The organism is Neorhizobium sp. LMR1-1-1.1 (assembly GCF_040675795.1).
Classification (GTDB): domain Bacteria; phylum Pseudomonadota; class Alphaproteobacteria; order Rhizobiales; family Rhizobiaceae; genus Neorhizobium; species Neorhizobium cellulosilyticum.
Genome location: NZ_JBEGHE010000102.1, coordinates 99088 through 123940, shown reverse-complemented (window position 1 = coordinate 123940; position 24853 = coordinate 99088). Strand labels below are relative to the sequence as shown.

Below are 24853 nucleotides of genomic sequence, written 5' to 3'. Positions count from 1 at the left end.
ATGTAGGTGAGTGGACGACGTCATGGCGGATAATAACCTTGCGCGTAGCCGGAATGATGTGCCGGAATTTTTTGCTGATGGTGATCCGTTGGCTGAACTGGCGCGGATCGTCGGTTATGAGGATCGGGTTGTTGCAAACCCGGCTCCTCCTGTTGCCGAGCCCGTAGCGGCAAGGCGGACCGATCCGGTCTTCAACCTTGAAGATGAGCTTCTCCGCGAGTTCGAGCGTTACGATGCGCCTCGGCTCGATCCTGTCGATGATCTGGTCGTTGCAGAGCCTTCGATCGCTGCAATGGATGATGTTTCCGTCGAGCCTGCGTTCGAAGGCAACCGGTTTGTTTCCGGTCTCGATCAGGCGACAGGCGAAGATCGGGCGCGGGCTGAAGGCGATCCGCTGGAGCCGTGGGCTTCAGACGACATTTCGCATGATGCCGTGGCTTCGAACGATGAAGCTTCAGCTTACGAAGCAGAGTTTGTCGATGGCGGCGATCGCGGAGTTGCCAATAACGCTTACGTAGAAAGCCTTCCGGAACCCCTACCTACAGAGCCTGAAGAGGCCGGCTCGTGGCGTGTGCCGAATGAGGCTGTCGATGCAGTTCCGGCGTATCAAGTCGCTTCGTTGGCGGATCAGGATCTGTCATTCGACGAATTCGATCTGGCCGCGGAATTGGAAACGTCCTTCGTTTCCACGCCGGTTGTCGCCCCCGTTGTTGCGACTCAGCCCCTGTCTGTGGAGGCTCAGTCGCCGCCGATGGATGCGAAACGTAAAGGGGCAGGATATACGCCAAGCTTCCGCATGCCTCTTGCAAACTTCCAGTCAGGTGCAGGCGTGGCGTCCCACCAGCGGACAGAGGCCAAAGTCGAGCTGCAGGCTGCTCCGTCAAAGATTGAACCGGTTTCTTTCGATGGATGGAATGTTGCCGCGCCGGTGTCGGTTGCGGTTTCTGCCCCTGTCATCTCGGATTTGCCAATCCCCGCGATGGATATTCCCCTTGCTGGCCCGGCTGAGCCGATTGCCGCCAAGGTTGTCGCACCTGTAGGGGAGGTCGCGCCGGATCTGCCGAAAGATCAGTTCGCTGATCTGGATGCCCTTCTTTCAGGCGTTGATCATTATTCGGTCTCCTCGCGCACTGTGGCTCCGGTCGTTGAGACCGTGCAGGTTTCTGTCGACAGCGAACTCCTGTCGCTAGCTCCCGCGCAGCCGCAGGTATACGCAGCCCCCACTGCGCCATCTGTTCCATCCGAATCGGTCGACGAAGCCTCCGATCCCTTTGCCGATCTGGATTTCGAGTTGGCGCTTGACGCTCTGGAACTCGACCTAACGGATATGGTGGTCGAGGAGAATAGCAAGGTTGTTGCTCCAGTCGTTGCCTCTGTCGACCCCAACGTCTCCGCTCCTGCCACGGTTGCTCCCGTCGCACAGCCTGCTCCGGCGCCGGTCGCCTCTCCGGCTGTTGCAGCGCCCGTCTATGCTGCGGCCCCGGTATATTCCGCTGCGCCGGCATTCGACCTGGAGCCTGAAGACGACGTGCCGTTCGATCCGGCTCTGCTTTCCGAACCTGAAGAACAGCCGGAAGCGATTGCAGAACTCGATGTGCCGACCCTTCCTGTAGAGGAGAAGGAAGAGCAGCCTGCTTATCGGAACGATTTCGATCTCGATATCGACGCGGAACTCGCCTCTCTTCTGGAGGCACCTGAGACTGCGGCATCGCTCCAGCGCGGAAGTGTCCAACCGCAGCTCGCGGCTGTTGCTTCAGCACCGGCTGCTCAGAAATCCGTTTACGCGGATCTGGATGATTTCGAGCGGGCCCTCGAAGAGGATTTCCGTCGCAGTCTTGCAACCCCGCTTACCGCCAATGAAAGTTATGCTCAGGCCGAAGACTATGAGCAGAATGTCGATGACGTCGAACAGCGTGGATCTTCGCGACGTTGGATTGCTCCTCTCGTTGCCGTTGGTCTTGTCGCCGTTTGCGGCGCGGGTGCCTTTGCATGGTTTGGAAACTCCACGTCCGGTCTTGGCGGAAATGGTGAGCCGATGGTGATCGCTGCCGACAGCGAGCCGGTCAAGATTGCGCCGGCGAACCCGGGCGGCAAGACCGTGCCCAACCAGGACAAGGCCGTTTACGACCGCGTCGCCGGTGCAGGATCGGAAACTCCCAAGCAGCAGCAGCTGATTTCGAGCAGCGAAGAACCGGTTGACGTCGTCCAGAAGACTCTGATGCCGGATACCCTTCCGCTTGAAGGGGAAAACGACGTGCAGATGACCGACGTAGCAGAGACCGAGGATCCACGTCTTCTGCCGCAGGATCAGCAGCAGGCCGGTGAACAGCAGGCCGTCACGGTTATGCCGCGCAAGGTCAAGACAATGATCGTTCGCGCCGACGGCAAGCTGGTCGAGCAGGAAGTCGAACCTGCCACTACGGCAAAAATCGCTGCGGCTCCGGTTCGGGCTGATGCTCCGGCACAGCAGACGGCTGCAGCCTTCCCGACCGCCGCCCCGGCTCTTGCCGCACCTTCGACAGGTATCGTTCCGGTCTCGGCCTCAGCCGATACTGTATCGACCATGCCGGTCGCCGCCCAGGCTCCGGCATCGATTGAGCAACTGGCGGATACCGCGCCGGCTGCCGCCGTTCGGGCTCCTGTTCCGACCACTCGTCCGTCGACTCAACCTGCCAATGTCGTCGCCAGTGTCAGTGATCAGGGCAATGTTCGCACCGCAGCACCTGCCGCCGCCGCTCCGGCTGCGCAGAATACGCAGGTGGCTTCGCTTGGCGAAGGTGGATACGTGATCCAGATTGCTTCACTGCCGTCCCAGGCCGATGCGCAGAAGTCCTACCAGAGCCTTTCGAATAAGTTCGGCAGTGTGATTGGTGGACGTGGCGTCGATATCAAGGCTGCCGAAGTTGCCGGCAAGGGGACTTTCTACCGCGTCCGTATCCCGGCCGGTAGCAAGGAGCAGGCTGTCGCACTCTGCGAAAAATATCGCTCGGCCGGCGGCAGCTGCCTTGTGGCGCGATAAGACTTGATTCAGCCGAAACAGACGGGGCGCGCGGCGCCCCGTTTTCGTTAGGGCAATTCCAGCAAAATTGAAAAAAAAACGGTTTTGCGTCCGGAAATGCTCCAGATCATCACAGCGGGTAGTTTGATATGAGTGTTTCGAAATCCATGATTCTCGGCGCCGGCGGCGCGACTTTGACTGCCGACGAAATCTCGCTCTATCGTGATGAGCGGCCCTGGGGGTTCATTCTCTTCGCCCGCAACTGCATCGAACTTCCTCAGATTGCCGATCTCGTTGCCGCCATGCGTGACGCAGTCGGCAGGCCTGATGCACCGGTTCTGATTGACCAGGAAGGTGGCCGTGTGCAGCGTATCCGTCCGCCGATGATCGAGCGTTATCCTTCGGCCACGGCTCTGGGTGAAATCTATCGGCAGGACAGAGAAAAGGGCCTGCGCGCTGCTTGGCTGATGTCGCGCCTGCATGCCTTCGACCTCATGAAGCTCGGCGTGACCGTCGATTGCCTCCCCGTCCTCGATGTTCCTGTCGAGGGGGCGAGCAATGTCATCGGTGATCGCGCCTATGGGTTCGATCCGCAAACGGTAGCATCAATGGGCAAGGCAGCAGCCGAAGGGCTGAAGGCGGGTGGCATGCTTCCGATCATGAAGCATATGCCGGGCCACGGCCGAGGTATGGCCGATTCTCATCATGAACTGCCGGTCGTCACCGCTTCGCGCGCCGAACTCGAAGGTCATGACTTCGTACCCTTCGTCGCGATGAAGGACGAGTTGATGGCGATGAGCGCACATATCGTCTTCACCGCCTATGACGATCGCGATCCGGCAACGATTTCGCCGGTGGTGATCGAAGATGTCATTCGCGGTCATATCGGCTTTGACGGCCTGCTGGTCTCGGACGACACATCGATGAACGCCCTGAAAGGCACGATCGGCGAACGTGCCGCACGAATCATGGGGGGAGGTTGCGATATTGTCTTGCATTGCAATGGCCTCATGGACGAAATGAAAGCGGTAGTGAAGGAAGTTGTGCCTTTGTCGGGTAAGGCTTTGCAGCGCGCCGAGGCCGTCGAGCGCGGCTTTGCAGCTCCCGATGCGTCCGACGAACAGGCGCTGCGTGCAGAATTTCACGAAATGATGGCGGTCGCCTGACGAGGTAGGGCTGCCGAACGAGAGAGGTGAACTGGTTTGGCGGGGAATTCGGGGCAGGGCGCCATTCCAATGGACAAGCTCTGGCAGGACGTGTCCGAACGTGCTGCCGACGACCCGGCATTTGTCATCGACGTTGCCGGATTCGAAGGTCCGCTCGATCTTCTCCTGCATCTCGCCCGTAGCCAGAAGGTGGATCTCTCCCGCATCTCCGTGCTCGCGCTTGCAGAACAATATCTTCTCTTCGTCGATAGCGCGCGGCGCGTGCGCATAGAGCTCGCCGCCGACTATCTGGTGATGGCAGCCTGGCTTGCCTACCTGAAATCACGCCTGCTCATTCCTCAGCAGGTCAAGGGTGATGATGGCCCGACCGGCGAAGAGATGGCGGCGACACTTGCCTTTCGTTTGCGGCGCCTGGAGGCAATGCGGGAAGCGGCAAGCCAGCTTGTCAATCGCAACCGGCTGGAACGTGATGTCTTTGCCCGTGGCGCGCCGGAACATATTCCGCATCGCGTTCAATCCGCCTACGATGCGAGCCTCTACGATCTCTTGTCAGCCTACGCCAACCTTCGGCAGCGCACGGCGATCACCCAGGTCACGATCGAGAGGCGTAAGGTCTGGTCGCTGGTGGATGCGCGTGAGTTGCTGACGCGCATGCTGGGCGAGATCGCTGACTGGACGGCATTGCAGACCTATCTGCTTCCCTATCTGCCGCCGGAGGATCGGGTGACGGCAACGGCAAGCGCATTCGCCGCGTCTCTGGAACTCGTGCGTGAGGGCAAGCTGGAGATCCGCCAGGACGGCGCCTTCCAGCCGATTTATCTTCGTGGTGGCAACCGGCAGCGATCCGCCCAGTTGCCTGGAGGCGGCGAATGACGTCCGGAACCGACGGAATCGAAACCTTTTCGAACACTGGTCACGATGTGGATGACGGTCATAGCGGGGGATTTTCGGACCTCGAAGCCGAGCGCATCGCCGAGGCACTGATCTTTGCCTCGGCCGAGCCTGTTCCTGAGCGATTTCTAGTCGACAGACTGCCGCGCGGAACGGATATCCCGGCGCTTTTGGGCCGACTTGCAGAAAACTATGCCGGCCGGGGCGTCAATCTTGTCCGCATGGCAGATTGCTGGGCCTTCCGCACGGCTCCCGATCTTTCCTTCGTTATCCGCAAGGATGATAACGAGGTCAGAAAGCTGTCGCGTGCAGCGCTCGAAGTGCTGGCGATTATAGCCTATCATCAGCCTGTCACCCGCGCGGAGATCGAGGATATCCGTGGCGTTCAAACCTCCAAAGGTACGCTGGACGTGCTGATGGAGGCCGGTTGGGTTCGTTTTCGCGGTCGCAGGCGATCGCCCGGTCGCCCGGTCACGCTCGGGACTACAACGGATTTTCTCGATCATTTCGGTATCGAGGAACTGCGTGATCTGCCTGGACTGGAAGAGTTGAAGGGTGCCGGCCTGTTAAGCGGCCGTATACCGCCGGGGTTCCATATTCCCATGCCGGGTGCGGATACTGATCTGTCGGATGAAGAAGATCCAATCACTCAGCTTGATCTTGAGGAACTTGGTCTGCTGAGCCCTGGGGGGGCTTCGGACGATTAGTTTTCGCAATTTATCGCAGAGCGTGTATCGGCGGCCAATGATCTCGCATGGCGCTAACGAGCGCGTGATTAGCGATGTATCATGCAAATTTGCTGTTTGAAAAAGCGCCACAAAGCGCTTACATCGAAGACTAATTCGAATTGGAGTTGGACTAATGGGTTCTTTCAGTGTGTGGCATTGGTTGATCGTTCTGGTCATCGTGCTCGTCTTGTTCGGGCGTGGTAAGATTCCGGAGCTGATGGGCGACGTCGCAAAGGGTATCAAGAGCTTCAAGAAGGGCATGACCGACGAGGACGCCCCGGAAACGACCACTGCGAAGACCGTCGACCACAAGGCTGACGAGGCGAAGGAAACCACCCGGTCCTAGTGGAACGGGTAGGGGCTTCAGGAGCTTCGTTGCATGTTTGATATCGGTTGGACCGAACTGCTCGTCATTGCGGTCGTACTTATTGTTGTGGTCGGTCCGAAGGATCTGCCACCCATGATCCGCGCATTTGGTAAAATGACAGCCAACTTCCGCAAGATGGCTGGTGATTTTCGCACGCAGTTCGATGAAGCCTTGCGTGAAGCGGATATGGATGACGTCCGCAAAACCATATCGGATGCGCAAAAGCTTAATCCGACAAATGCCCTGCGTGATGCTATCAATCCGCTGAGGCAGATGGGGCAGGATATCAAGTCGGACCTGCAGAAGGCGACGCAGATTCCTAGTCCTCTCGCCGAAAACACGACCGAACTTTCATCGACAGATGCTGAGGCGCAGCAGTCGATCGAAGGAGCCGAGCCGATTTCTGCTGCTCCTGAAGTTCCGGCAAGCGTCGAGCCGGCAGCCGCTGCAACAGCTGCTCCTACAGCTGTAGCCGCAAATACGGTGTCAGCCCCGGTAACGCCGGTACCCGTTGTTGCCGATGCGAAAAACCTCGCTCAAGCTGCGCCTGTGGCTGCGACGCCGGCCAAGGTAGAGGCTGCCGTTGCAAAACCTCGTGCACCCCGCACGTCCGTGGTGAAGGCCGGCGAAGAAGCCAAGGTGCGCAGCAAGTCTTCCAAGACTTCCGCGGGTTCCAGCAAGACGATTGCAGAAATCGCGCCTGTGGTTGAAAAGCCCAAGCGGGCCAAGGCCGCGCCGAAGAAGACTGTCGAAACCGCATCCGTTGCCGTTGAGGCACCGGTTACCAAGGCGCCCGCCCGCAAGCGCACGCCCAAAAAGACTGACACTCCGAAGGACGAAGCATGAGCGACTACGAGGACAAGCCGCAGCCGCTTATCGAACACCTGATGGAGTTGCGCACTCGACTGATGTGGTCGATCGGCGCCTTCTTCATCGCTTTCGTCGTCTGCTTCTTCTTTGCCAAGCAGTTGTTCAACCTGCTCGTTATTCCCTACAAATGGGCTGTGGTTTGGGCGGGGCTGGATATCGCCAAGTCCGAACTGATCTACACCGCCCCACAGGAATTCTTCTTCACCCAGGTGAAGGTCGCGATGTTCGGTGCATTGGTGATCGCTTTTCCGGTGATCGCGTCACAGATCTACAAATTTGTCGCGCCTGGGCTTTACAAGAACGAGCGATCTGCATTCCTGCCGTTCCTGATCGCATCCCCGATCCTGTTTCTTCTGGGCGGCGCGCTGGTCTACTTCTTCTTCACGCCAATGGTGATGTGGTTCTTCCTTGCGATGCAGCAGGCGCCGACCGAAGGTGAAGTCGGTATTTCTCTGCTGCCGCGCGTGTCGGAATATCTGAGCCTGATCATGACGCTGGTCCTGTCCTTCGGTCTGGTCTTCCAGCTGCCGGTCGTCACCACGCTGCTCGCCCGCGTCGGTCTGCTGACAAGCGACTGGCTGAAGGAAAAGCGCAAGTATGCGATCGTCATCGCGTTCATTGCCGCAGCAATCCTGACGCCGCCGGATCCGATGTCTCAGATCGGTCTTGCTATACCGACCATCCTTCTCTACGAGATTTCCATCTATGCCGCGCGACTCGTCGAGCGCAAACGCAGTGAAGATTCTGAAACTGCAGAATCTTCCTCGGAAGTCGCCGAGACCGATAAGGCTTGAGGATTTTCCTGGCCTGATGCGCGCGGCGTCTCGCGTTGAAGGCTAGGATTATGCTTGATATCAAATGGATTCGTGAAAACGAACAGGCTCTTGATGAGGCGCTCGCCAAGCGTGGCGCCGGGCCGATGGCCGCTGAACTCGTGGCGATGGATGAACGTCGCCGCAGTATAATCCAGAAGCTTCAGGACATGCAGTCCCGCCGCAACGCTGCCTCCAAGGAGATCGGCGCTGCCATGGCGCAGAAGAACCTTGAACTGGCGGACAAGCTCAAGGCAGAAGTCGCCGAGATCAAGGAAACCATGCCCGCCGCGGAGCAGCAAGAGCGCGAGGCAATTGCTGCGCTTGATGACGCGCTGTCGCGTCTTCCCAACATCCCGCTCGATGACGTGCCGGTCGGCAAGGACGAACACGACAATATCGTGAAACGCGTCGTTGGTGAAAAGCCGCGCTGGAACCATCCGGCGAAGGAGCATTTCGATATCGGTGAAGCGCTTGGCTACATGGATTTCGATCGCGCCTCGAAGCTGTCGGGTGCACGCTTCACGGTTCTGACCAGCCAGCTCGCCCGTCTTGAGCGGGCGCTTGGCCAGTTCATGCTCGACATGCACACCATGGAGCACGGTTATACGGAAGTCTCCTCACCGCTGATGGTGAAGGCCGAGGCCATGTATGGCACCGGCCAGTTGCCGAAGTTCGAGGAAGATTTGTTCAAGACGACCGACGGCCGTTACCTTATTCCGACGGCCGAAGTGACGCTGACTAATCTCGTTTCGGCCGAAACGCTTGAGCAGGAAAAACTGCCGCTGCGCTTTACCGCGCTGACGCCGTCCTTCCGTTCGGAAGCAGGTTCTGCCGGCCGTGATACGCGCGGCATGCTGCGCCAGCACCAGTTCTGGAAATGCGAACTGGTTTCCATCACCGATGCGGAAAGCGCGATCGCTGAACACGAGCGCATGACGGAATGCGCCGAGAATGTTCTGAAGCGTCTGGGCCTGCATTTCCGCACCATGACGCTTTGCACCGGCGATATGGGCTTTGGCGCTCGCAAGACCTACGACATCGAGGTCTGGTTGCCGGGACAGGACACCTATCGCGAAATTTCGTCCTGCTCGGTCTGCGGCGATTTTCAAGGCCGTCGCATGAACGCGCGCTATCGCGTCAAGGACGAGAAGGCGCTTCGTTTCGTTCATACGCTGAATGGTTCGGGTACTGCCGTCGGTCGCTGCCTGATCGCGGTTCTGGAAAATTACCTGAACGAAGACGGTTCCGTCACAATTCCTGATGCGCTTCTGCCTTACATGGGCGGCCTGACCAAGATCGAGAAGGCATAAGGATATATCACGATGCGCATTCTGCTCACCAACGATGACGGTATCCACGCAGAAGGTCTTGGCGTCCTGGAACGGATTGCACGGACGATTTCTGACGATGTCTGGGTCGTTGCGCCGGAGACGGACCAGAGCGGTCTTGCGCATTCGCTGACCCTGTCCGAGCCGCTTCGGCTGAGGAAGATCGACGACCAGCGTTATGCACTGCGCGGCACGCCGACAGATTGCGTCATCATGGCCATCAGCGAGATCATGGGCGGCAAACCCGATCTCGTCCTATCGGGCATAAACGACGGCGGCAATATGGCCGACGACATCACCTATTCCGGCACGGTCGCTGGTGCGATCGAGGGAACGCTTCAGGGCGTGCGCTCGATCGCGATAAGCCAGGCTGCGCGTAAGGAAAATGGCCGTTTCACGCCATGGGAAGTTGCCGAATCATACGCTGCCGATCTTCTTCGCAAGTTGATAGAGGTCGAGCTTCCTGACGGAACTTTCCTCAATGTGAACTTCCCGCATTGTGCGCCGGAGGAAGTGAAGGGCGTAGAGGTCACTTCACAAGGAAAGCTCGATTTCGGCCTGATGATAGATGCGCGAGAGGATGGTCGCGGCCGACCCTATTACTGGCTGAAATTTTCGGAGCGGAAAGGAAATTTCCGTGACGGCACGGATATCCAGGCGCTTAAGGAAAACAAGATTTCCGTAACGCCGCTTAAGCTGGACCTGACCGATTATTCGGTTCAGGATCGCTTGGCATCCGCGCTGGGAGCAGGAGTTGCCGGTTGAAAACTGGGATGGTCGAAAAAGAAGGGTTTGCTGCACTCGTCCTGCGCCTGCGGGCCGAGGGCATCTCCGATCTGGATCTTCTGACAGCCGTGGAGCAGACACCTCGTTCCCAGTTCGTACCAGCTCCGCTGGCCGAGGAAGCCTATTCCAGCCGCACGATCCCGATCGATTGCGGTGCCTTTATGGAAGGCGCCGACCTCGCTGTGCGCCTTCTGCATCGTCTGCAGGTAAAGCCTGGTCATCGTGTGCTCGAAATTGGCACAGGTAGTGGGTTTACCGCTGCGGTGATGGGCCGAATTGCCGAGCGCGTGACGACCGTCGAGCGTTACCGCACGCTGGTTACGGCAGCCAACGCCCGAATGGACGCACTGAGTCTTCGCAACGTCATCATTCGACAGGCGGACGGTAGCAACGGCCAGCCTGGTGAGGGAACTTTCGACCGCATTCTCGTGACTGCCGCATTTACCACTTTACCGCGGTTTTATGCCGAGCAGCTCACGCATGGCGGCTCCATGATCGCTCCGCTCATCCTTGATGACGAGACCTGCCTCATGACGCGTTTAACCAAGACCGGCAGCCGTTTCGAGCGTGAGGATCTGTTCCCGGCCCCCTATCTTCCGCTTGTTCCGCACGTGGCCGAAGCTCTTTGAGCTTGGTTGGCATGGTTAGCAATTTGACAAAATACCGACTTTTGGTGCGGCGCCTTAACCTGCCAGTAAGACTAACAGGTTTTAATGACTCTCATGATGGTGGCGTCATGAGTAGGTCGAGTCAATGCGTTTCAAGAGTTCATCCAAGTTCGGTACATCCGTTGTAAAGCTCGCAGCGGCAGCCTTGCTGGCCAGCGCTGCGACCGGTTGCAGTTCAGACGCTACGCGTTTTTCCGGTCTGTTCGACGGTACGGACAATATGACCACGGCATCCATTCCTCAGCGGCAGGGAGGTGGTGCATACGGTCAGGCTCCGGTTCCGCGTGGTGACGTGTCTTCGTCTCAGGGCATGCAGCCGCAGTACGGTTCGAATAACGTTGCTTCGTCTCCGTCTTATCCGCCTTCGGGTGGTTATTCGTCGCCGGCGCGCGTCGCTTCCGCGCCTTCGAGCGTTCAGCGTTCGGAGCTGTCTGCTCCAAGCAGTCTTCCTCCGGTGTCCGGATCCGATTCTTCGACGCGCCAGCAGGCCATGGCTCAGCCATTTCCGCAGCAGTCCAACACGGCTCCGGTTCGTGGTGCAGACAACCTGACAACCGGCACGGTCAAGCCGATGTCCGGCTGGTCAACGGTCAATGCGCCGCGTGTCACGCTGAAGCCAGGCGAGTCGGCCAAGATATTGGCAAACCGTTATGGCGTTCCTGAAAAGGAAATCCTGAGGGCAAATGGCGGTACGCTCGCAGCCGGCCAGTCGGTCGTAATTCCGACCTTTGGTCCTGCGCGCAATACTGCCAAGACTGCCGCTGGCGATATCGATCTTCAGAACAATGCACCTGCGCCGGAAAACCAGTCCGAGCAGAAGCTCGCTGTTCTGCCGTCGCGTGACAAGTCGCTGGCGGAGCCGGGCAAGATCACGCCTCCCGGCGGCAAGCCGCTTGGCGGCACATACACCGTCAAGCCGGGCGACACGTTGACCAAGATTGCCCGTGAAACCGGCACGTCCGTCGATGCGCTGAAGGCAGCCAACGGTATGACCGATGGCACCGTTCGTATCGGCCAGACGTTAAAGGTTGCCAATGGCATGACCGACCCTGTTCGCACGGCCTCGGTTCCGCAGAAACCTGCCGAGCCTATGCAAGCAGCGCCGAAGGCTGCAGCTCCGCAGCAGCCGGCCGTCGCCAAGGTTGAGCCTGCCGTAGCAGCACCGTCCAAGCCTGCCGCTGCAGAAAATGCATCGCTCAGCGAAGTCGAAAAGAAAGCTGACGTTGCGTCTGTCGCCCCACAGTCCACGGGGATCGAGAAGTACCGCTGGCCGGTCAATGGCGCGGTCATTGCCGGCTACGGCTCCAACGTCAATGGCAGCCGCAATGACGGTATCGACATCTCGGTTCCGGAAGGCACGCCGATCAAGGCAGCCGAAAACGGTGTCGTTATCTATGCTGGCAATGGCCTGAAGCAACTCGGCAACACCGTGCTCGTACGTCACGACGACGGCAAGGTCACCGTTTACGGCCATGCCAGCGCGATCAACGTGACCCGTGGCCAGAAGGTTACCCGCGGCCAGACGCTTGCTTCTTCGGGTATGAGCGGCGACGCACAGCGTCCGCAGGTTCACTTCGAGGTCCGCAAGGACGCAACGCCGGTCAATCCGAATACCTACCTTGAATAATGTAGTGCGTTTCAAGGGGACAACGAAAAAGCCCGGCTCTGCCGGGCTTTTTTGCGTTTTTCACTTGATCCAGTAGAAGCGGCAGCCGTTGTTGTTTCCGGAATTATGCCCTGGCGATCGAGTTTTGTGGCGTTATATGCGATCCAGCGGCTTGCGCAGTCGGCCGGCGAGATCCTGAATGTACTGCCAGGCCACGCGACCCGAACGGCCTCCGCGTGTCGTTGCCCATTCCAGTGCTTCGGCGTGAAGTGTTTCTTGACCCAGGCCCAGGTTGAAATGTGCTGCGTATCCGTCGATCATTGCCAGATAATCGTCCTGGCTGCATTTGTGGAAACCGAGCCACAGGCCGAAGCGATCAGAAAGCGAGACTTTTTCTTCCACGGCCTCGGACGGATTGATGGCCGTCGACTGCTCGTTCTCCATCATGTTGCGGGGCAGGAGATGGCGACGGTTGGACGTTGCATAGAAAAGCACATTGTCCGGTCGCCCTTCTATGCCACCGTCGAGCGCGGCCTTGAGCGACTTGTAGGCGGTGTCGTCATGATCGAAAGACAGGTCGTCGCAGAAAAGGATGACGCGCTGCTTCGATGATTTGAGAATGTCCAGAAGGCCGGGCAGTGAAGCGATGTCCTCGCGGTGAACCTCAACGAGTTTGAGGGATGAGCCGGTTGCCACCCGCACATCTTCATGCACGGCCTTGACCAGCGACGATTTGCCCATGCCGCGCGCGCCCCATAGAAGCACATTGTTTGCCGGATATCCTTCGGCGAAACGAAGCGTGTTTTCATGCAGGATATCGCGCACATGATCGACCCCGCGGATCAGCGTCAACGCGATACGGTTCGGCCGCGGCACTGGCTGGAGCTTCAGGTTGGATGGCACCCAGACGAAGCAATCGGCGGCATCCCAGTCGTTGACTGCGGGAGGCGGTCCCGCAAGACGTTCGACCGCATCGGCAAGGCGCCTTATTTCGGCAAGCACCTGTGCGTTAATGTCCTCGCTCATGACGCTGCCCTTCCTTTTCCTGTGTTTCGGGCCGGGTAACACGCTCGTCATTGCATAGAAAGGCTTTGAGCCGTGGATTCGGTACGCAAATTGCCGCTTTCTGTTGCATTCCGGGCCATCGCAACTATATTCCGGCGGCTTGAACGGGGGCGGGGAGTCTCCGGTAGTTTTAGGAGTTCTCGATGTTCATTACCGAAGCATTCGCCCAGGCGAGTGGCGCAGCAGCCCCCTCGGGCACCGATTCCATCCTGCAGATGGTCATGCTGTTCGCACCCCTGATGGTGGTGTGGTATTTCTTTCTCATCCGTCCGCAGCGTGCCCAGGCCAAGAAGCGCAAGGAAACGCTTGATAACATTCGTCGTGGCGATCAGGTCGTTCTCGGTGGCGGTATCACGGGCAAGGTAAGCAAGGTCATCGACGACAACGAACTGGAAGTCGAAATCGCCGAAGGCGTCAAGATCCGCGCCCAGCGTGCCTATATCGCCGAAGTCAAGGTCAAGGGCGAACCGGTCAAGACCGAATCTGCTCCGACCAAGTAAGCGGCACGATAACCGGCTTGCTCGAAAGTCGGCTACCTGATTGCCCGGATCGTTTCTGTCTATATGACGGAGGCTTGATCCGGGCAAAGTTGTTCTGGAAGGAAGCCGTGCCAATGGCGAAAGGCATCGAAATCCGAGACGCTCATTTTCCGGGCCGCGCGCCGATCGATGCCTACGGCAATGGTGGTTTCCGTTTCGCTGACATGTCCCATCGCGGCTCCATTCTATGCTTGCCCTCAGGCATTCATGGCTGGGACATGCGGGAGGGCGATCTCCTGACGATCGCCTCTCTAGAGCGCGTACTGGCCGATCCATCCGGCATCGAAGTGCTGCTGATCGGCGCAGGGGCCAACCTCAGGCCTATACCCGCTGACGTGAAAGCCGCGCTGAAGTCCAGAGGCATCTCTTCCGATCCGATGAGCACCGGTGCAGCCGTGCGCACATTCAACATCATGCTGGCCGAATCCCGCGCTGTCGCGGCGGCTCTCATCGCGGTTTGACATGACCGATACCCTTTCCGAAAACGGCGCGCTTTGCCTCTCCATGCTGCGGGAGACGGACCGCGACCGTTATCTGGCCTGTCTTCTTTCGCCTGAAGACAAGCGGGGGGCGCTTGCCTCACTTTATGCGTTCAATGCGGAAATTGCCCGCGTTCGCGACGTGGTGCGCGAGCCGCTTCCCGGCGAAATCCGCCTGCAATGGTGGCGGGATCTCTTGGAAGGTGGAGCCGCAGGAGATACCGGCGGCAATCCGCTCGCCGCTGGTCTGTTGGAGACCATAGACCGTTATCGTTTGCCACGGCAAACACTGGTCGCCATGACAGAGGCACGCATCTTCGACCTCTATGACGATGCCATGCCTGACCAAAACGCGCTGGAGGGCTATTCGGGTGAGACAGCATCGGCTTTGATCCAGCTTGCTGGTCTTGTCTTGTCACCCGAAGATGCGACTCAATCGGCCGATGCTGCCGGGCATGCGGGCGTGGCACAGTCGATAGCCGGCTTGCTGATGCTTTTGCCGATCCATAACCGCAGGCGGCAGATCTATGTCCCGCTCGATATCCTTTCCGCAACAGGCCTTGATCATGACGGCTTTTTGGCCGGCGAGGACAAGACGCGTATCTCGGCAGCGATCGAGGCTTTTTCCGGCCTGGGGTTGGAGCATTTGCAAAAGGCCCGCCATGCAGGGCCGATCGCCAAACCACTTTTTCCGGCCTTTTTGCCTGTCTCTCTGGCGGAGCACATCTTGAAGCGGGCCAGAAAACTGGGCGCTTCGGCGCTTTTCGATGGCTTGCAGCAACCGCAATGGCGTCGCCAGATCAGCATGATGAAAGCGACGCTGCTTCGCCGCTTCTGATGCGACATAACACTCGCGCAAGCCTCGCACGCTAGGCACTATGCAACCCAAAAACCTGCCCCCCAAACCTTCCATGCCTAGGAGAAGCGGTTTGAGTGCCCTTATCATCTGGATAACGATCGTTGCGCTGATTCTCGTTCTAGTTTTCTACATAAGGCGAATTGCCCGTAGGAACGACGAACAGGGGCGTTACGATCTCGGGACCGCAATCCTCGAATTCGGCCGGGCCTTTCCGGAAGAAGCGATTCGCAGCCTGCATGGCACAAAGGATGGTGATGTCTTCGTTCGCTTGCATAACGACAAGACAGGCTTCATGCGCAATCGCCGCAACCACTATGCCTGCCATCTCATCCAGCCCGGTCGAGTGCGGATCGTTCCCTTGGCAAATGATAAAGGGTTCCTTGCTGAATTTCTCGATGCACCGACATTGAATGGCGAATTTGTATTCGTGAAGGAAAGTGAAGCAGCCGAAGTTTCTCTCTGGCTGCTCGACAATTATGTCAGCGTTACAGGTAAAATCAGCGACGACGGCCAGCCGGATGGCGGGCGTGAAATGGCCGCCGCCGATGGTGATGCCTCTACGCCAGACCGAGCCAATTAGCGCAATCTTTCAGCGCCCGCGCCGACAATAACTGCCGTTTCATAACGGTCTTGTCCTTGCCACGAAAACGTTTGACGCCTTCCGGCTTGACGATCGAGCCGGGCTCGAGTTCTGGAAAAAGGCCGAAATTGATATTCATCGGCTGGAATGATCGTTTCCCGGGCTCCTCATCATGAATGAGGTGGCCACCGGTGATGTGGCCGAGAAGCGAGCCAAAGGCTGTGGTGGCAGGAGGTGGCGCAAGCGGTTCCCCCTTCCGCTCGGCAGCCGCAAATCGTCCGGCAAGGAGGCCTATCGCGGCGCTTTCCACGTACCCTTCGCAGCCGGTGATCTGGCCGGCGAAGCGCAAGCCGGGGCGGCTTTTCAACGTCAGTGATTTGTCGAGCAGGATCGGCGACTGAATATAGGTGTTGCGGTGAAGGCCGCCGAGCCGCGCAAACTCGGCATTCTGCAGGCCGGGTATCATGCGGAAAATCTCTGCTTGCGCGCCGTATTTCAGCTTCGTCTGGAAGCCGACCATGTTGTAGAGCGTGCCAAGCGCATTGTCCTGGCGCAGCTGCACGACCGCATAGGCCTTGACCGTCGGGTTATGCGAATTGGTGAGGCCCATCGGCTTCATAGGTCCGTGGCGCAAGGTTTCGCGGCCGCGTTCCGCCATCACCTCGATCGGCAGGCAGCCATCGAAATAGGGTGTTCCTTCCCATTCCTTGAACCCGACCGTATCGCCGGCGATCAGGGCGTCGACGAACGCGTCGTACTGATCCTTGTCGAGTGGGCAGTTGATGTAGTCTTTGCCGTTGCCTCCAGGGCCGACTTTGTCGTAGCGCGACTGGTACCAGCATGTATCCATATCTATCGAATCGCGATGGATGATGGGTGCGATCGCGTCGAAAAAGGCGAGCTGGTCTTCACCCGTCTCCGCCTGGATGGATGCGGCAAGCGAAGGCGAGGTGAGGGGGCCGGTGGCGACCACTGCCAGGTCCCATTCCTTCGGTGGCAGTCCCTGGATTTCTTCTCGGACAACTGTGATCAGCGGATGGCTGGAAATTGCGGCAGTGACCGCATCCGAAAATCCGTCGCGGTCGACGGCAAGAGCGCCACCCGCCGGAACCTGATGCTTGTCGGCCGAGGCGATGATCAGCGAGTTCGCAAGTCGCATCTCTGCATGGATCACGCCGACGGCGTTGGCTGTCGCATCATCGGAGCGGAACGAATTGGAGCACACCAGTTCGGCAAGGCCGTCTGTTTTATGGGCATCGGTGCCGCGAACGCCGCGCATCTCGTGCAGGATGACCGGGATGCCGGCCTGTGCGATCTGCCAGGCTGCTTCGGAGCCGGCAAGGCCGCCGCCGATCACGTGAATGGGGGAATAGGATATCTCTGTCATGGGCCGCGTCATTATCACGACAAGCTGCCGACAGGAATCAAAAAGCACTTCATTCGAAGTCAATTTGGCGCCTGAGGCTAACCAGAATCAAAAAGGCACCTGAGAAGGTGCCTTTGATCATCCTTGGGCATTTCAGCCGCTAGACTTGTTCCTCCGGCGGTTGGGATACCGCCCCCGTCAGGGATTAACGGAAGGAACGAGCAGCGATGTTACGGATATCGTAACGGGTCAGGCCGATGTCGGAGAGGGCCTGGTTCGACAGGTTGCCGAGTTCGTTCATCGTGCGGCGGTAGCTGACCCAGTTCTTTGCGATGCGGATCGGGTTCATGGTGGTTTCCTCAAGTCGTCTTTTTCCCGGCGCTCGTTATCGGCTCCGGCGATGTGCTTCTTATACGACCGAATAATAAGAATGTGCAGTGCAAATTATGTGCAACTGCCATGCGTTTGTGCGGTGAATTGTCGCTTTTCTGGGCGATGGGCGAAAAATGAGCTGAGAATTTGCGCTATGGCAATTCTAGCAAAAGACAGAGCGATTTCGCGTTTCAACAGCAGGCGAAAAGGCTCCCAGGCAATAATGAACTGCACAAACGAAAAACGCCTCCCGAAGGAGGCGCTTTCGACCGACTGGAGAGTCGAGGTTTTATTAGAAGCCGACTGCAGTCCGAGCTACGCGGCGGATGTCTGCACGGCCGATGCCGAGGTCACCCAGTTCGCGGTCGGTCATGCGGCCGAGCTCGGAAACGGTTTCGCGGTACTTGCGCCAGTCACTGAATTTCTTTGCGATGCTCATTGTGGGGATCCTTTGCCCTGTGGGCGTCATATCCGCCCTCTTCATCTGCTAATCGTTTTAAATGTTCTTCTGCACAAAAAACAGCGCCCGTTACGTATGCCACCTATGCGTCTGGCGCATTGCGATAAGGAGGTGCGTGGCTCTGGTATGTTCGGTGATGGAGACACTGCTGAAACAAATAACGCCCACCGGGGGAGGAGGTCCGGTGGGCGTCATATGAATGACCGGCAAATGGGAGAAGGAGTCTCGCCGGTCTGTACGGGACAACGCTGGGAGGAGGAGTGCGCGCCCCGAATGTCTTGCGGGAAACCCGCCTTTAAAGCTGTCGCATTTAGGAGGCGTTTGCCCCGGCTCGCTCACTGCTTCGTTCGTTAAGCTGAACCTATATAAAGGAAGATAAATTGTGCACTGCAAACGCTGAATGGATGGCATGCTTTCTGTGCATGGCTGTTTTGGTCGGCGCACGTGGCGTCTGGGAGATTGTGCTGACGCCGCCAGAACGAATATCCCCCGCTTTCATCCTGTTCTGACAGTCTTCTTTTGTCCCTGTCATTTTTCCTTTGCGTGCAGGAAAACGGATGATATAGAGACGCGCGCTCTGGAAGGCCTCCGGCGACGAGGTATTTCGACGCGGTTTGGGGCGCGGGTATGGTGAAATTGGTAGACACGCCAGATTTAGGTTCTGGTGCCGCAAGGCGTGGGAGTTCAAGTCTCTCTACCCGCACCAAGCACCGCCAAGGTGTGGTCTTGAGCCAAAGAATAGGGCGAACGACCGGCGCCTTTAATGCCGCGGCTGGTCTCTTTGAAGTTCCGGCGATGTGCTGACTGTTGAACGGCTGGAGATGCCGGATAGTTGGTGCCGCCGCCACGATATGAAGGTTTGAAAATGCAGGTTACCGAAACGCTCGCTGAAGGGCTGAAGCGCGAAATCAAAGTTGTCATCCCTAAGCAGGAGATGGAAGCACAGCTGAACGTGCGCCTCGCCGATGCGAAGGATAAGGTCCGCATCAACGGCTTCCGTCCGGGCAAGGTGCCGTTGGCGCACCTCAAGAAGACCTACGGCAAGTCGATCATGGCAGATCTCGTCAACGAGATCATCCGCGACCGTCCGGGCAAGATTCTCTCAGATCGCGGCGAGAAGTCGGCAACCCAGCCGTCGATCGCTATGACCGAGGATCAGGCAGAAGCCGAAAAGATCCTGTCCGCACAGGCTGACCTTGAGTTCACGCTCACCTACGAAGTCATTCCGCCGATCGAGCTGAAGTCGACCGACAAGATCACGGTTACTCGTGAAGTCGTCGAAATCGCTGACGAAGAAGTCAACGAGCAGATCGTCAAGATCGCTGAAAGCGCTCGTACTTACGAAACCAAGAAGGGCAAGGCCGCCAACGGCGACCGCGTCACCATGAACTACCTCGGCAAGGTCGACGGCGTAGCCTTCGATGGCGGCGCTGCCGAAGATGCCGAACTGGTTCTCGGTTCCGGCCAGTTCATCCCGGGCTTCGAAGACCAGTTGGTCGGCGTTAAGGCTGGTGACGAAAAGGTCATCACGGTTACCTTCCCGGAACAGTATCCGGCTGCAAATCTCGCAGGCAAGGAAGCGACCTTCGACATCACCGTCAAGGATGTTGCTGCTCCGGGCGAAGTCGAAATCAACGACGAACTCGCTTCCAAGCTCGGCATCGAATCAGTCGATCGCCTGAAGGAAATCGTTCGCGGCCAGATCGAAAGCCAGTACGGCAACCTGACACGCCAGAAGGTAAAGCGTCAGATCCTCGACCAGCTCGATGAAATGTACCAGTTCGACACCCCGCAGGGTCTCGTTGACGCCGAGTTCGACAACATCTGGCGCCAGATCAACACCGATCTTGCCCAGTCCGGCAAGACCTTCGAAGACGAAGAAACGACTGAGGAAGAAGCCCGTGCGGAATACCGCAAGCTTGCCGAGCGTCGCGTTCGTCTGGGCCTCGTTCTCTCCGAAATCGGTGAGAAGGCTGGTGTTGAAGTGACCGAAGAAGAGCTGCAGCGCGCGCTTTATGCACAGCTGCAGCAGTTCCCGGGCCAGCAGAAGGAAATCCTCGATTTCTTCCGCAACACGCCTGGTGCTTCCAACTCGCTGCGCGCCCCGATCTTCGAAGAAAAGGTCATCGACAAGCTGCTTACCGAAGTGAAGGTCACCGACAAGACCGTCACCAAGGAAGAGCTGATGGCTGACGACGAAGCCGAAGGCGACGACAAGCCGGCCAAGAAGAAGGCTGCGCCGAAGAAGGCCAAGGCTGAAGCTGCGGAAGGCGAAGAAGCCGCTCCGAAGAAGAAGGCTGCTCCGAAGAAGAAGGCCGCTGAAGACAGCGCCGAATAATCTTCGCAGAAAATGATTGGAAAAGCCGGGTCGGCAACGATCCGGCTTTTTTATTGTCTACAACCCATCAACTGACGTTTGCCGAGCCATGATCCGTATCGAAAATATCAGCAAGTCGAACAGCCATCGCATTCTCTATATCGAGGCTTCGGCTGCGCTCAATCGCGGTGAAAAAATCGGCCTCGTTGGCCCGAACGGCGCCGGCAAGACGACACTGTTTCGGATGATCACCGGCGGTGAGATCCCCGATGAAGGCCAAGTTTCGGTCGAGAAGCACGTCACCATCGGCTATTTCAATCAGGATGTCGGCGAAATGTCCGGCGTCAGCGCCGTCACTGAAGTGATGGATGGCGCGGGTCCCGTCAGCACTGTTGCGGCCGAACTGCGCGAACTCGAAGCCGCCATGGTCGATCCGGACCGTATGGACGAGATGGATGCCATCATCGAGCGCTACGGCGAGGTTCAGGCTCGTTACGAGGAACTCGACGGTTATGGGCTGGAAAGCCGGGCTCGCGAAGTGCTTGCCGGTCTCTCCTTTAGCCAGGAAATGATGGATGGCGATGTCGGCAAGCTTTCGGGCGGCTGGAAGATGCGTGTGGCGCTGGCCCGCATTCTTCTGATGCGCCCGGACGTGATGCTGCTCGACGAACCATCCAACCATCTCGATCTCGAAAGTCTGATCTGGCTGGAACAGTTCCTGAAAGGTTATGACGGCGCGCTTCTGATGACCTCGCACGACCGCGAGTTCATGAACCGGATCGTCAACAAGATCATCGAGATAGATGCCGGGTCGCTCAATACCTATGCAGGTGATTACGGGTTCTACGAGCAGCAGCGGGCGCAGAACGAAAAGCAGCAGCAGGCGCAGTTCGAGCGCCAGCAGGCGATGCTCGCAAAGGAAATCAAGTTCATCGAGCGCTTCAAGGCGCGTGCGTCGCATGCCGCTCAGGTTCAGAGCCGGGTGAAGAAGCTCGACAAGATCGAGCGCGTCGAGCCGCCGAAGCGCCGCCAGTCGGTCGCTTTCGAATTCCAGGCACCGCCGCGTTCGGGTGAAGACGTTGCCAACCTCAAGGGCGTCCACAAGGCTTATGGCAGCAGGACGATCTATGAAGGCCTGGATTTCTCCATTCGCCGCAAGGAACGCTGGTGCATCATGGGCGTCAACGGTGCCGGCAAGTCGACGCTTCTGAAGCTGATTGCCGGTTCGGCCGAACCGGATCAGGGATCTGTTGCGATCGGTGCCAGCGTCAAGATGGGCTATTTTGCCCAGCACGCCATGGACCTGCTCGATGGCGAGCAGACGGTGTTCGAATGGCTCGAATCGGAGTTCCCGCGTGCCGGGCAGGGCGCACTGCGCACGCTTGCCGGCTGCTTTGGATTTTCCGGCGACGATGTCGAGAAGAGGTGCCGTGTGCTTTCAGGGGGCGAAAAGGCGCGCCTCGTTATGGCGGCCATGCTGTTCGATCCGCCGAATTTCCTCGTCCTCGACGAGCCAACCAACCACCTCGACCTCGATACCAAGGAAATGCTGATCAAGGCGCTGTCCGAATACGAAGGCACGATGCTCTTCGTCAGCCACGATCGCCATTTCCTTTCCGAACTGTCGAACCGCGTGCTGGAAGTCTCGACGGAAGGTGTGCATCGTTATGATGGCGGCTACCGCGAATATGTCGAGCGCACCGGCTACGAGGCTCCTGGCCTTGTCGCCTGACGGCCCGTCGAGGTTAGGGGTAAAAATTGTGATCGGCCCTTCGGCCGGTTACAGTCTCTGAATGTCTTGATCCGTCGCGCCTTGCGCCTAGCTAGTCCAATGGTGGCTGGTAAAGGTAAAACGGCGATGTTGGATTATGAATTTTCAGACACTGTGTTTGCGGGCCTTCGCCCGGCTATCGATTTTGAGTATTTTGCTTGGCGCATGCACGATCCCGCCGGATACGTCGCGGGTTATCGGTGAAAATTCGACGGTAGCGGCGGCGCGAACCGAACTCGTCGGATTGGATGAAGACGATGTTCGCATGTGTGCAGGTTTTCCGACCGCAAGCACTGCGACTACCGACGGCGGCACGATCTGGGCCTATCGCCGTGACATGCCGCGCGGAAACTGGAACGTCGTCAATCCGTCCTTCACCCTTTTCGGCGCGATACCCGCGGTGAACACGTCGACGAGCGGATCCTCGGGCGGTAATTGCAGCACGCAGTTTCGATTCGCGGAAAACAGGCTGAAGCAGGTGGAGTTTGCGGGTGACAACAACACCGCAACCGATCTGAACGGCCTTTGCGTCAGCATGATCGACAATTGCCTGATTTATGCCCGCAAGAAAAAGGCGCGATGAATGGAGCGCCATTTCATGAAAAAAAGCCGCGCAATGCACGGCTTTCAAAAAGCTCGCGATATGCCTCAACGGCAGACGCGGATAGATTCCATATGCCAGCCGCCATCATAGGCGTTGCGAACCCGCTGATCCTCGAACCAGCAGCGCGGCGGAGGCGGTGGTGGCTCCACGTAACGGGGACCGCCGCTATTGGCCAAGGCCCCGCCGATCAGGCCGCCGACAATACCTGCAGCCAAGCCTCCGGCAATGACCTTGCCGGTATTGTCGTGGTGGCGATGATGACGGTCACGGTCGCGATCCCAGCGTGGCGGTGGCGGTCCGCGACGGTCGTCCCAACGCGGCGGCGGTGCGTCGCGCCATTGCGCCATCGCTGTTCCGGCCGGGGCCATGGCCGCGCTGGTGAGGATGGCGATGGAGAGGACAGAAAGAGCAATCTTCTTCATGTGTTTCGTCCCTGGGCGCCGGATTGTCCTTGGCGCTTCGATGGCGGACATTGCGTCAGTCTGCCTTAACGTAGCTTGAACGAAATCGCTCTTTCCTTGGGTCTAGCTACAGTCCTACTGATGGATCGTGTAGGATCCCATGGCGCAGAGATCCTGAGTATCTTCCATGTCCTCGAAATTGGAATCTTCGGTAAACTCGAAACGCATGTCGTATTTGCAGGTCCGGCGACCGTCGGCGATCGTGATCTTCATGCTCTCGCCCGGCTCGAGAACATCATCACCGAACACGTCATCTTCCCAATTGTCGACACCGGTCGGCGAAGTATAGAATCGCTCAAGCGTGCCGCTGGTTTTGTTGATCAATGTAAAGACGAGATCGTCTGCGGCGCGCGAGGCACCAACAGAAAGAATAAGCGCTGCAAACGCACTGGCGGCGATGGAAGTGAACCGTGTCATGTGAAAGATCCCAGCCCATGATTGGGCGGTAGATCATTACCCCATTGGTAAAGACCTTCAATAAGCCTCCGGATTCATGATGAATCTTGGCTTTCGTCAATCAAGTGGTTTGAAGGGCAGATGCCGCCATGTCGTCCTTTTCCACCGCACGCTGATAGGCGTCGCGAAGAGCGAGGCGCCCGAAATATTGCTCGAAGGCCGGCCGTTTTTCGATCGAGCCGAATTGCAGCCCCCAGCCGATCTGCGATCCGACATAGACATCCGCCGCGCTGAATTTTTCGCCGGCTATGTAGGAATTGCTGCGAAGGGCGAATTCCAGCCCATCCATGACGTCGGCAAAACTGCCGTAGCCGATCATCCGCTCGCGGCCGGGTGGAACTTCAAAGCCGAGCGCGCGGTTGCTCACCGCCGCTTCGAGCGGACCGGCAGCGAAAAACATCCATCGATAATAGTCGGCGCGGTCTGCGAGCAAGGGCGCCAGACCTTTCTCGGGAAAGGCATCAGCAAGATAGGCGCAGATCGCCGCACATTCCGTCACCGTCTTTTTGCCGTGAATAATTGCCGGGACCTTGCCCATCGGATTGACTGCCTTGTAGCTGTCATCCTTCATCGTCGTGCCGAATTGCAGGATTTCCGTGCGGTAGGGTGCGCCGATTTCCTCCAGCATCCAGCGGGCAATGCGGCCGCGCGACATCGGGTTGGTGTAGAATAGGATCTCATTTGCCATCCGTCATTCTCCTGTTGCCGCTCCTTGTTTTGGAGCGCGCGGCGACACAATCAAGGTCTGAAGTTTTAGGCGATGAATGATCGGACCGGCGTGCTTGCTAAAGGGGCTTGCGGTACTGGATAAACCCCGGCGCCACAGCGACGCGATCATAGAGGCGTCTTGCCGCGTCGTTCTTTTCCTGCGTCAGCCAGTACAAACGACCGGCATTCTTGTCCCGGGCAAGCAGCGCCACCTTCTCGATCAACGCCTCGCCGACGCCGCGGCCTCTCTGGCTGTCATCGACATAGAGGTCCTGCAGGTAGCATGTCGTATCCGGCAGCCAGGTCGAGCGATGGAAGAGTGCATGCACGATGCCGACAAGCTTGCCCTCGTCGAATGCGCCCAGTGCATGCATAGGTTCTTCCGGGTCGTGAAACCGCGACCAGGTGATGTCGTACTGCTCCTTCGGCAGTTCCGATTCATAAAAGCGGATATAGGCCTCGAACAACGGTTGCCACGCCTCGCGATCGGATGGCGCGAGAGGACGGATTTCGACAGGACGATTGGCAGACATGCTAAGCCTCCGGCGCAAAAGAAAACGGCGGGGAAAACCCCGCCGTTCAAATCTACTCTG

The 24853-nt window shown here is 58.2% G+C and carries 26 protein-coding genes and 1 tRNA gene; 19 read left to right on the top strand and 8 right to left on the bottom strand.

Annotated elements, in window-relative coordinates; all coding sequences use genetic code 11:
* The first annotated feature begins 22 nt into the window (after positions 1-22).
* The 11 genes from MRBLMR1_RS30620 (at position 23) to MRBLMR1_RS30570 (ending at position 12244) form a co-directional block, all read left to right on the top strand.
* Positions 23-3019, top strand: coding sequence for an SPOR domain-containing protein (locus tag MRBLMR1_RS30620; RefSeq protein ID WP_148146406.1), 2997 nt, complete (start codon positions 23-25; stop codon positions 3017-3019).
* A 128-nt stretch (positions 3020-3147) separates the two neighbouring features.
* Complete coding sequence (gene nagZ, locus MRBLMR1_RS30615; protein ID WP_148146407.1) at positions 3148-4164, top strand: beta-N-acetylhexosaminidase; 1017 nt, start codon at positions 3148-3150, stop codon at positions 4162-4164.
* A gap of 69 nt (positions 4165-4233) precedes the next feature.
* Positions 4234-5037 carry a segregation and condensation protein A gene (locus tag MRBLMR1_RS30610; RefSeq protein ID WP_148146505.1) on the top strand — a complete coding sequence of 268 codons (804 nt, stop codon included), beginning with the start codon at positions 4234-4236 and terminating at the stop codon, positions 5035-5037.
* Positions 5034-5762, top strand: coding sequence for an SMC-Scp complex subunit ScpB (scpB, locus tag MRBLMR1_RS30605; RefSeq protein ID WP_148146408.1), 729 nt, complete (start codon positions 5034-5036; stop codon positions 5760-5762). Before MRBLMR1_RS30610 ends, scpB begins: the two co-directional genes overlap by 4 nt.
* Positions 5763-5916: 154 nt before the next feature.
* On the top strand, positions 5917-6129 hold the full coding sequence (locus MRBLMR1_RS30600) for a twin-arginine translocase TatA/TatE family subunit (RefSeq protein ID WP_112507697.1): 213 nt from the start codon (positions 5917-5919) through the stop codon (positions 6127-6129).
* 33 nt (positions 6130-6162) lie between these two features.
* Entirely contained in the window at positions 6163-6996 is an 834-nt protein-coding gene (gene tatB / locus MRBLMR1_RS30595) for a Sec-independent protein translocase protein TatB (RefSeq protein WP_148146409.1), read from the top strand.
* Positions 6993-7814 carry a twin-arginine translocase subunit TatC gene (gene tatC / locus MRBLMR1_RS30590; protein ID WP_148146410.1) on the top strand — a complete coding sequence of 274 codons (822 nt, stop codon included), beginning with the start codon at positions 6993-6995 and terminating at the stop codon, positions 7812-7814. Before tatB ends, tatC begins: the two co-directional genes overlap by 4 nt.
* 50 nt (positions 7815-7864) lie before the next feature.
* Positions 7865-9145: a serine--tRNA ligase gene (serS, locus tag MRBLMR1_RS30585; protein ID WP_148146411.1), complete on the top strand. Its 1281-nt coding sequence runs from the start codon at positions 7865-7867 to the stop codon at positions 9143-9145.
* Between the two features lie 12 nt (positions 9146-9157).
* Positions 9158-9928, top strand: coding sequence for a 5'/3'-nucleotidase SurE (gene surE / locus MRBLMR1_RS30580; protein WP_148146412.1), 771 nt, complete (start codon positions 9158-9160; stop codon positions 9926-9928).
* A gap of 8 nt (positions 9929-9936) precedes the next feature.
* The gene (locus tag MRBLMR1_RS30575; RefSeq protein WP_148146506.1) at positions 9937-10578 is read left to right on the top strand and encodes a protein-L-isoaspartate(D-aspartate) O-methyltransferase; all 642 of its coding nucleotides are present in this window, start codon (positions 9937-9939) and stop codon (positions 10576-10578) included.
* A gap of 124 nt (positions 10579-10702) precedes the next feature.
* Positions 10703-12244 (top strand): peptidoglycan DD-metalloendopeptidase family protein, encoded by a 1542-nt coding sequence (locus tag MRBLMR1_RS30570; RefSeq protein ID WP_148146413.1) that lies wholly within the window; start codon positions 10703-10705, stop codon positions 12242-12244.
* Between the two features lie 132 nt (positions 12245-12376).
* On the opposite strand, the gene MRBLMR1_RS30565 is transcribed toward MRBLMR1_RS30570, so the two are convergent.
* The gene (locus tag MRBLMR1_RS30565) at positions 12377-13249 is read right to left on the bottom strand and encodes an ATP-binding protein (RefSeq protein WP_148146414.1); all 873 of its coding nucleotides are present in this window, start codon (positions 13247-13249) and stop codon (positions 12377-12379) included.
* 182 nt (positions 13250-13431) lie between these two features.
* Here MRBLMR1_RS30565 and yajC point away from each other — a divergent pair, with 182 nt between their 5' ends.
* The 4 genes from yajC (at position 13432) to MRBLMR1_RS30545 (ending at position 15745) form a co-directional block, all read left to right on the top strand.
* Positions 13432-13788, top strand: a complete 357-nt coding sequence (yajC, locus tag MRBLMR1_RS30560) for a preprotein translocase subunit YajC (RefSeq protein ID WP_148146415.1) — start codon at positions 13432-13434, stop codon at positions 13786-13788.
* A gap of 113 nt (positions 13789-13901) precedes the next feature.
* The gene (locus MRBLMR1_RS30555; RefSeq protein WP_148146416.1) at positions 13902-14288 is read left to right on the top strand and encodes an Mth938-like domain-containing protein; all 387 of its coding nucleotides are present in this window, start codon (positions 13902-13904) and stop codon (positions 14286-14288) included.
* Position 14289: 1 nt separating this feature from the next.
* The gene (locus MRBLMR1_RS30550; RefSeq protein WP_183686901.1) at positions 14290-15144 is read left to right on the top strand and encodes a phytoene/squalene synthase family protein; all 855 of its coding nucleotides are present in this window, start codon (positions 14290-14292) and stop codon (positions 15142-15144) included.
* Between the two features lie 40 nt (positions 15145-15184).
* Positions 15185-15745 (top strand): hypothetical protein, encoded by a 561-nt coding sequence (locus MRBLMR1_RS30545; protein WP_500067248.1) that lies wholly within the window; start codon positions 15185-15187, stop codon positions 15743-15745.
* Here MRBLMR1_RS30545 and trmFO read toward each other — a convergent pair.
* From trmFO to MRBLMR1_RS30530, 3 genes are all read right to left on the bottom strand, one after another.
* The gene (trmFO, locus tag MRBLMR1_RS30540; protein WP_148146418.1) at positions 15723-17132 is read right to left on the bottom strand and encodes a methylenetetrahydrofolate--tRNA-(uracil(54)-C(5))-methyltransferase (FADH(2)-oxidizing) TrmFO; all 1410 of its coding nucleotides are present in this window, start codon (positions 17130-17132) and stop codon (positions 15723-15725) included. The two genes, MRBLMR1_RS30545 and trmFO, sit on opposite strands and share 23 nt — an antisense overlap.
* 184 nt (positions 17133-17316) lie before the next feature.
* Entirely contained in the window at positions 17317-17460 is a 144-nt protein-coding gene (locus tag MRBLMR1_RS30535; protein ID WP_119940433.1) for a DUF1127 domain-containing protein, read from the bottom strand.
* Positions 17461-17775: 315 nt separating this feature from the next.
* Complete coding sequence (locus MRBLMR1_RS30530) at positions 17776-17922, bottom strand: DUF1127 domain-containing protein (protein ID WP_112507721.1); 147 nt, start codon at positions 17920-17922, stop codon at positions 17776-17778.
* Positions 17923-18564: 642 nt separating this feature from the next.
* On the opposite strand from MRBLMR1_RS30530, the gene MRBLMR1_RS30525 reads away from it, so the two are divergent.
* The 4 genes from MRBLMR1_RS30525 (at position 18565) to MRBLMR1_RS30510 (ending at position 22614) form a co-directional block, all read left to right on the top strand.
* Positions 18565-18649, top strand: a tRNA-Leu gene (locus MRBLMR1_RS30525).
* Positions 18650-18808: 159 nt separating this feature from the next.
* The gene (tig, locus tag MRBLMR1_RS30520; RefSeq protein WP_148146419.1) at positions 18809-20281 is read left to right on the top strand and encodes a trigger factor; all 1473 of its coding nucleotides are present in this window, start codon (positions 18809-18811) and stop codon (positions 20279-20281) included.
* Between the two features lie 88 nt (positions 20282-20369).
* A complete protein-coding gene (locus MRBLMR1_RS30515; RefSeq protein ID WP_148146420.1) occupies positions 20370-21992 on the top strand; it encodes an ABC-F family ATP-binding cassette domain-containing protein in 1623 nt (540 codons plus the stop codon).
* A gap of 184 nt (positions 21993-22176) precedes the next feature.
* On the top strand, positions 22177-22614 hold the full coding sequence (locus MRBLMR1_RS30510; protein WP_148146421.1) for a hypothetical protein: 438 nt from the start codon (positions 22177-22179) through the stop codon (positions 22612-22614).
* Between the two features lie 65 nt (positions 22615-22679).
* Here the strand turns inward: MRBLMR1_RS30510 and MRBLMR1_RS30505 are convergent, their stop codons facing one another.
* The 4 genes from MRBLMR1_RS30505 to MRBLMR1_RS30490 form a co-directional block, all read right to left on the bottom strand.
* Positions 22680-23057: a hypothetical protein gene (locus MRBLMR1_RS30505; RefSeq protein WP_148146422.1), complete on the bottom strand. Its 378-nt coding sequence runs from the start codon at positions 23055-23057 to the stop codon at positions 22680-22682.
* A gap of 114 nt (positions 23058-23171) precedes the next feature.
* Positions 23172-23513, bottom strand: coding sequence for a hypothetical protein (locus tag MRBLMR1_RS30500; protein ID WP_148146423.1), 342 nt, complete (start codon positions 23511-23513; stop codon positions 23172-23174).
* A 100-nt stretch (positions 23514-23613) separates the two neighbouring features.
* Entirely contained in the window at positions 23614-24240 is a 627-nt protein-coding gene (locus MRBLMR1_RS30495) for a glutathione S-transferase family protein (RefSeq protein ID WP_148146424.1), read from the bottom strand.
* A 97-nt stretch (positions 24241-24337) separates the two neighbouring features.
* Positions 24338-24793 carry a GNAT family N-acetyltransferase gene (locus MRBLMR1_RS30490; RefSeq protein ID WP_148146425.1) on the bottom strand — a complete coding sequence of 152 codons (456 nt, stop codon included), beginning with the start codon at positions 24791-24793 and terminating at the stop codon, positions 24338-24340.
* Positions 24794-24853: the final 60 nt, after the last annotated feature.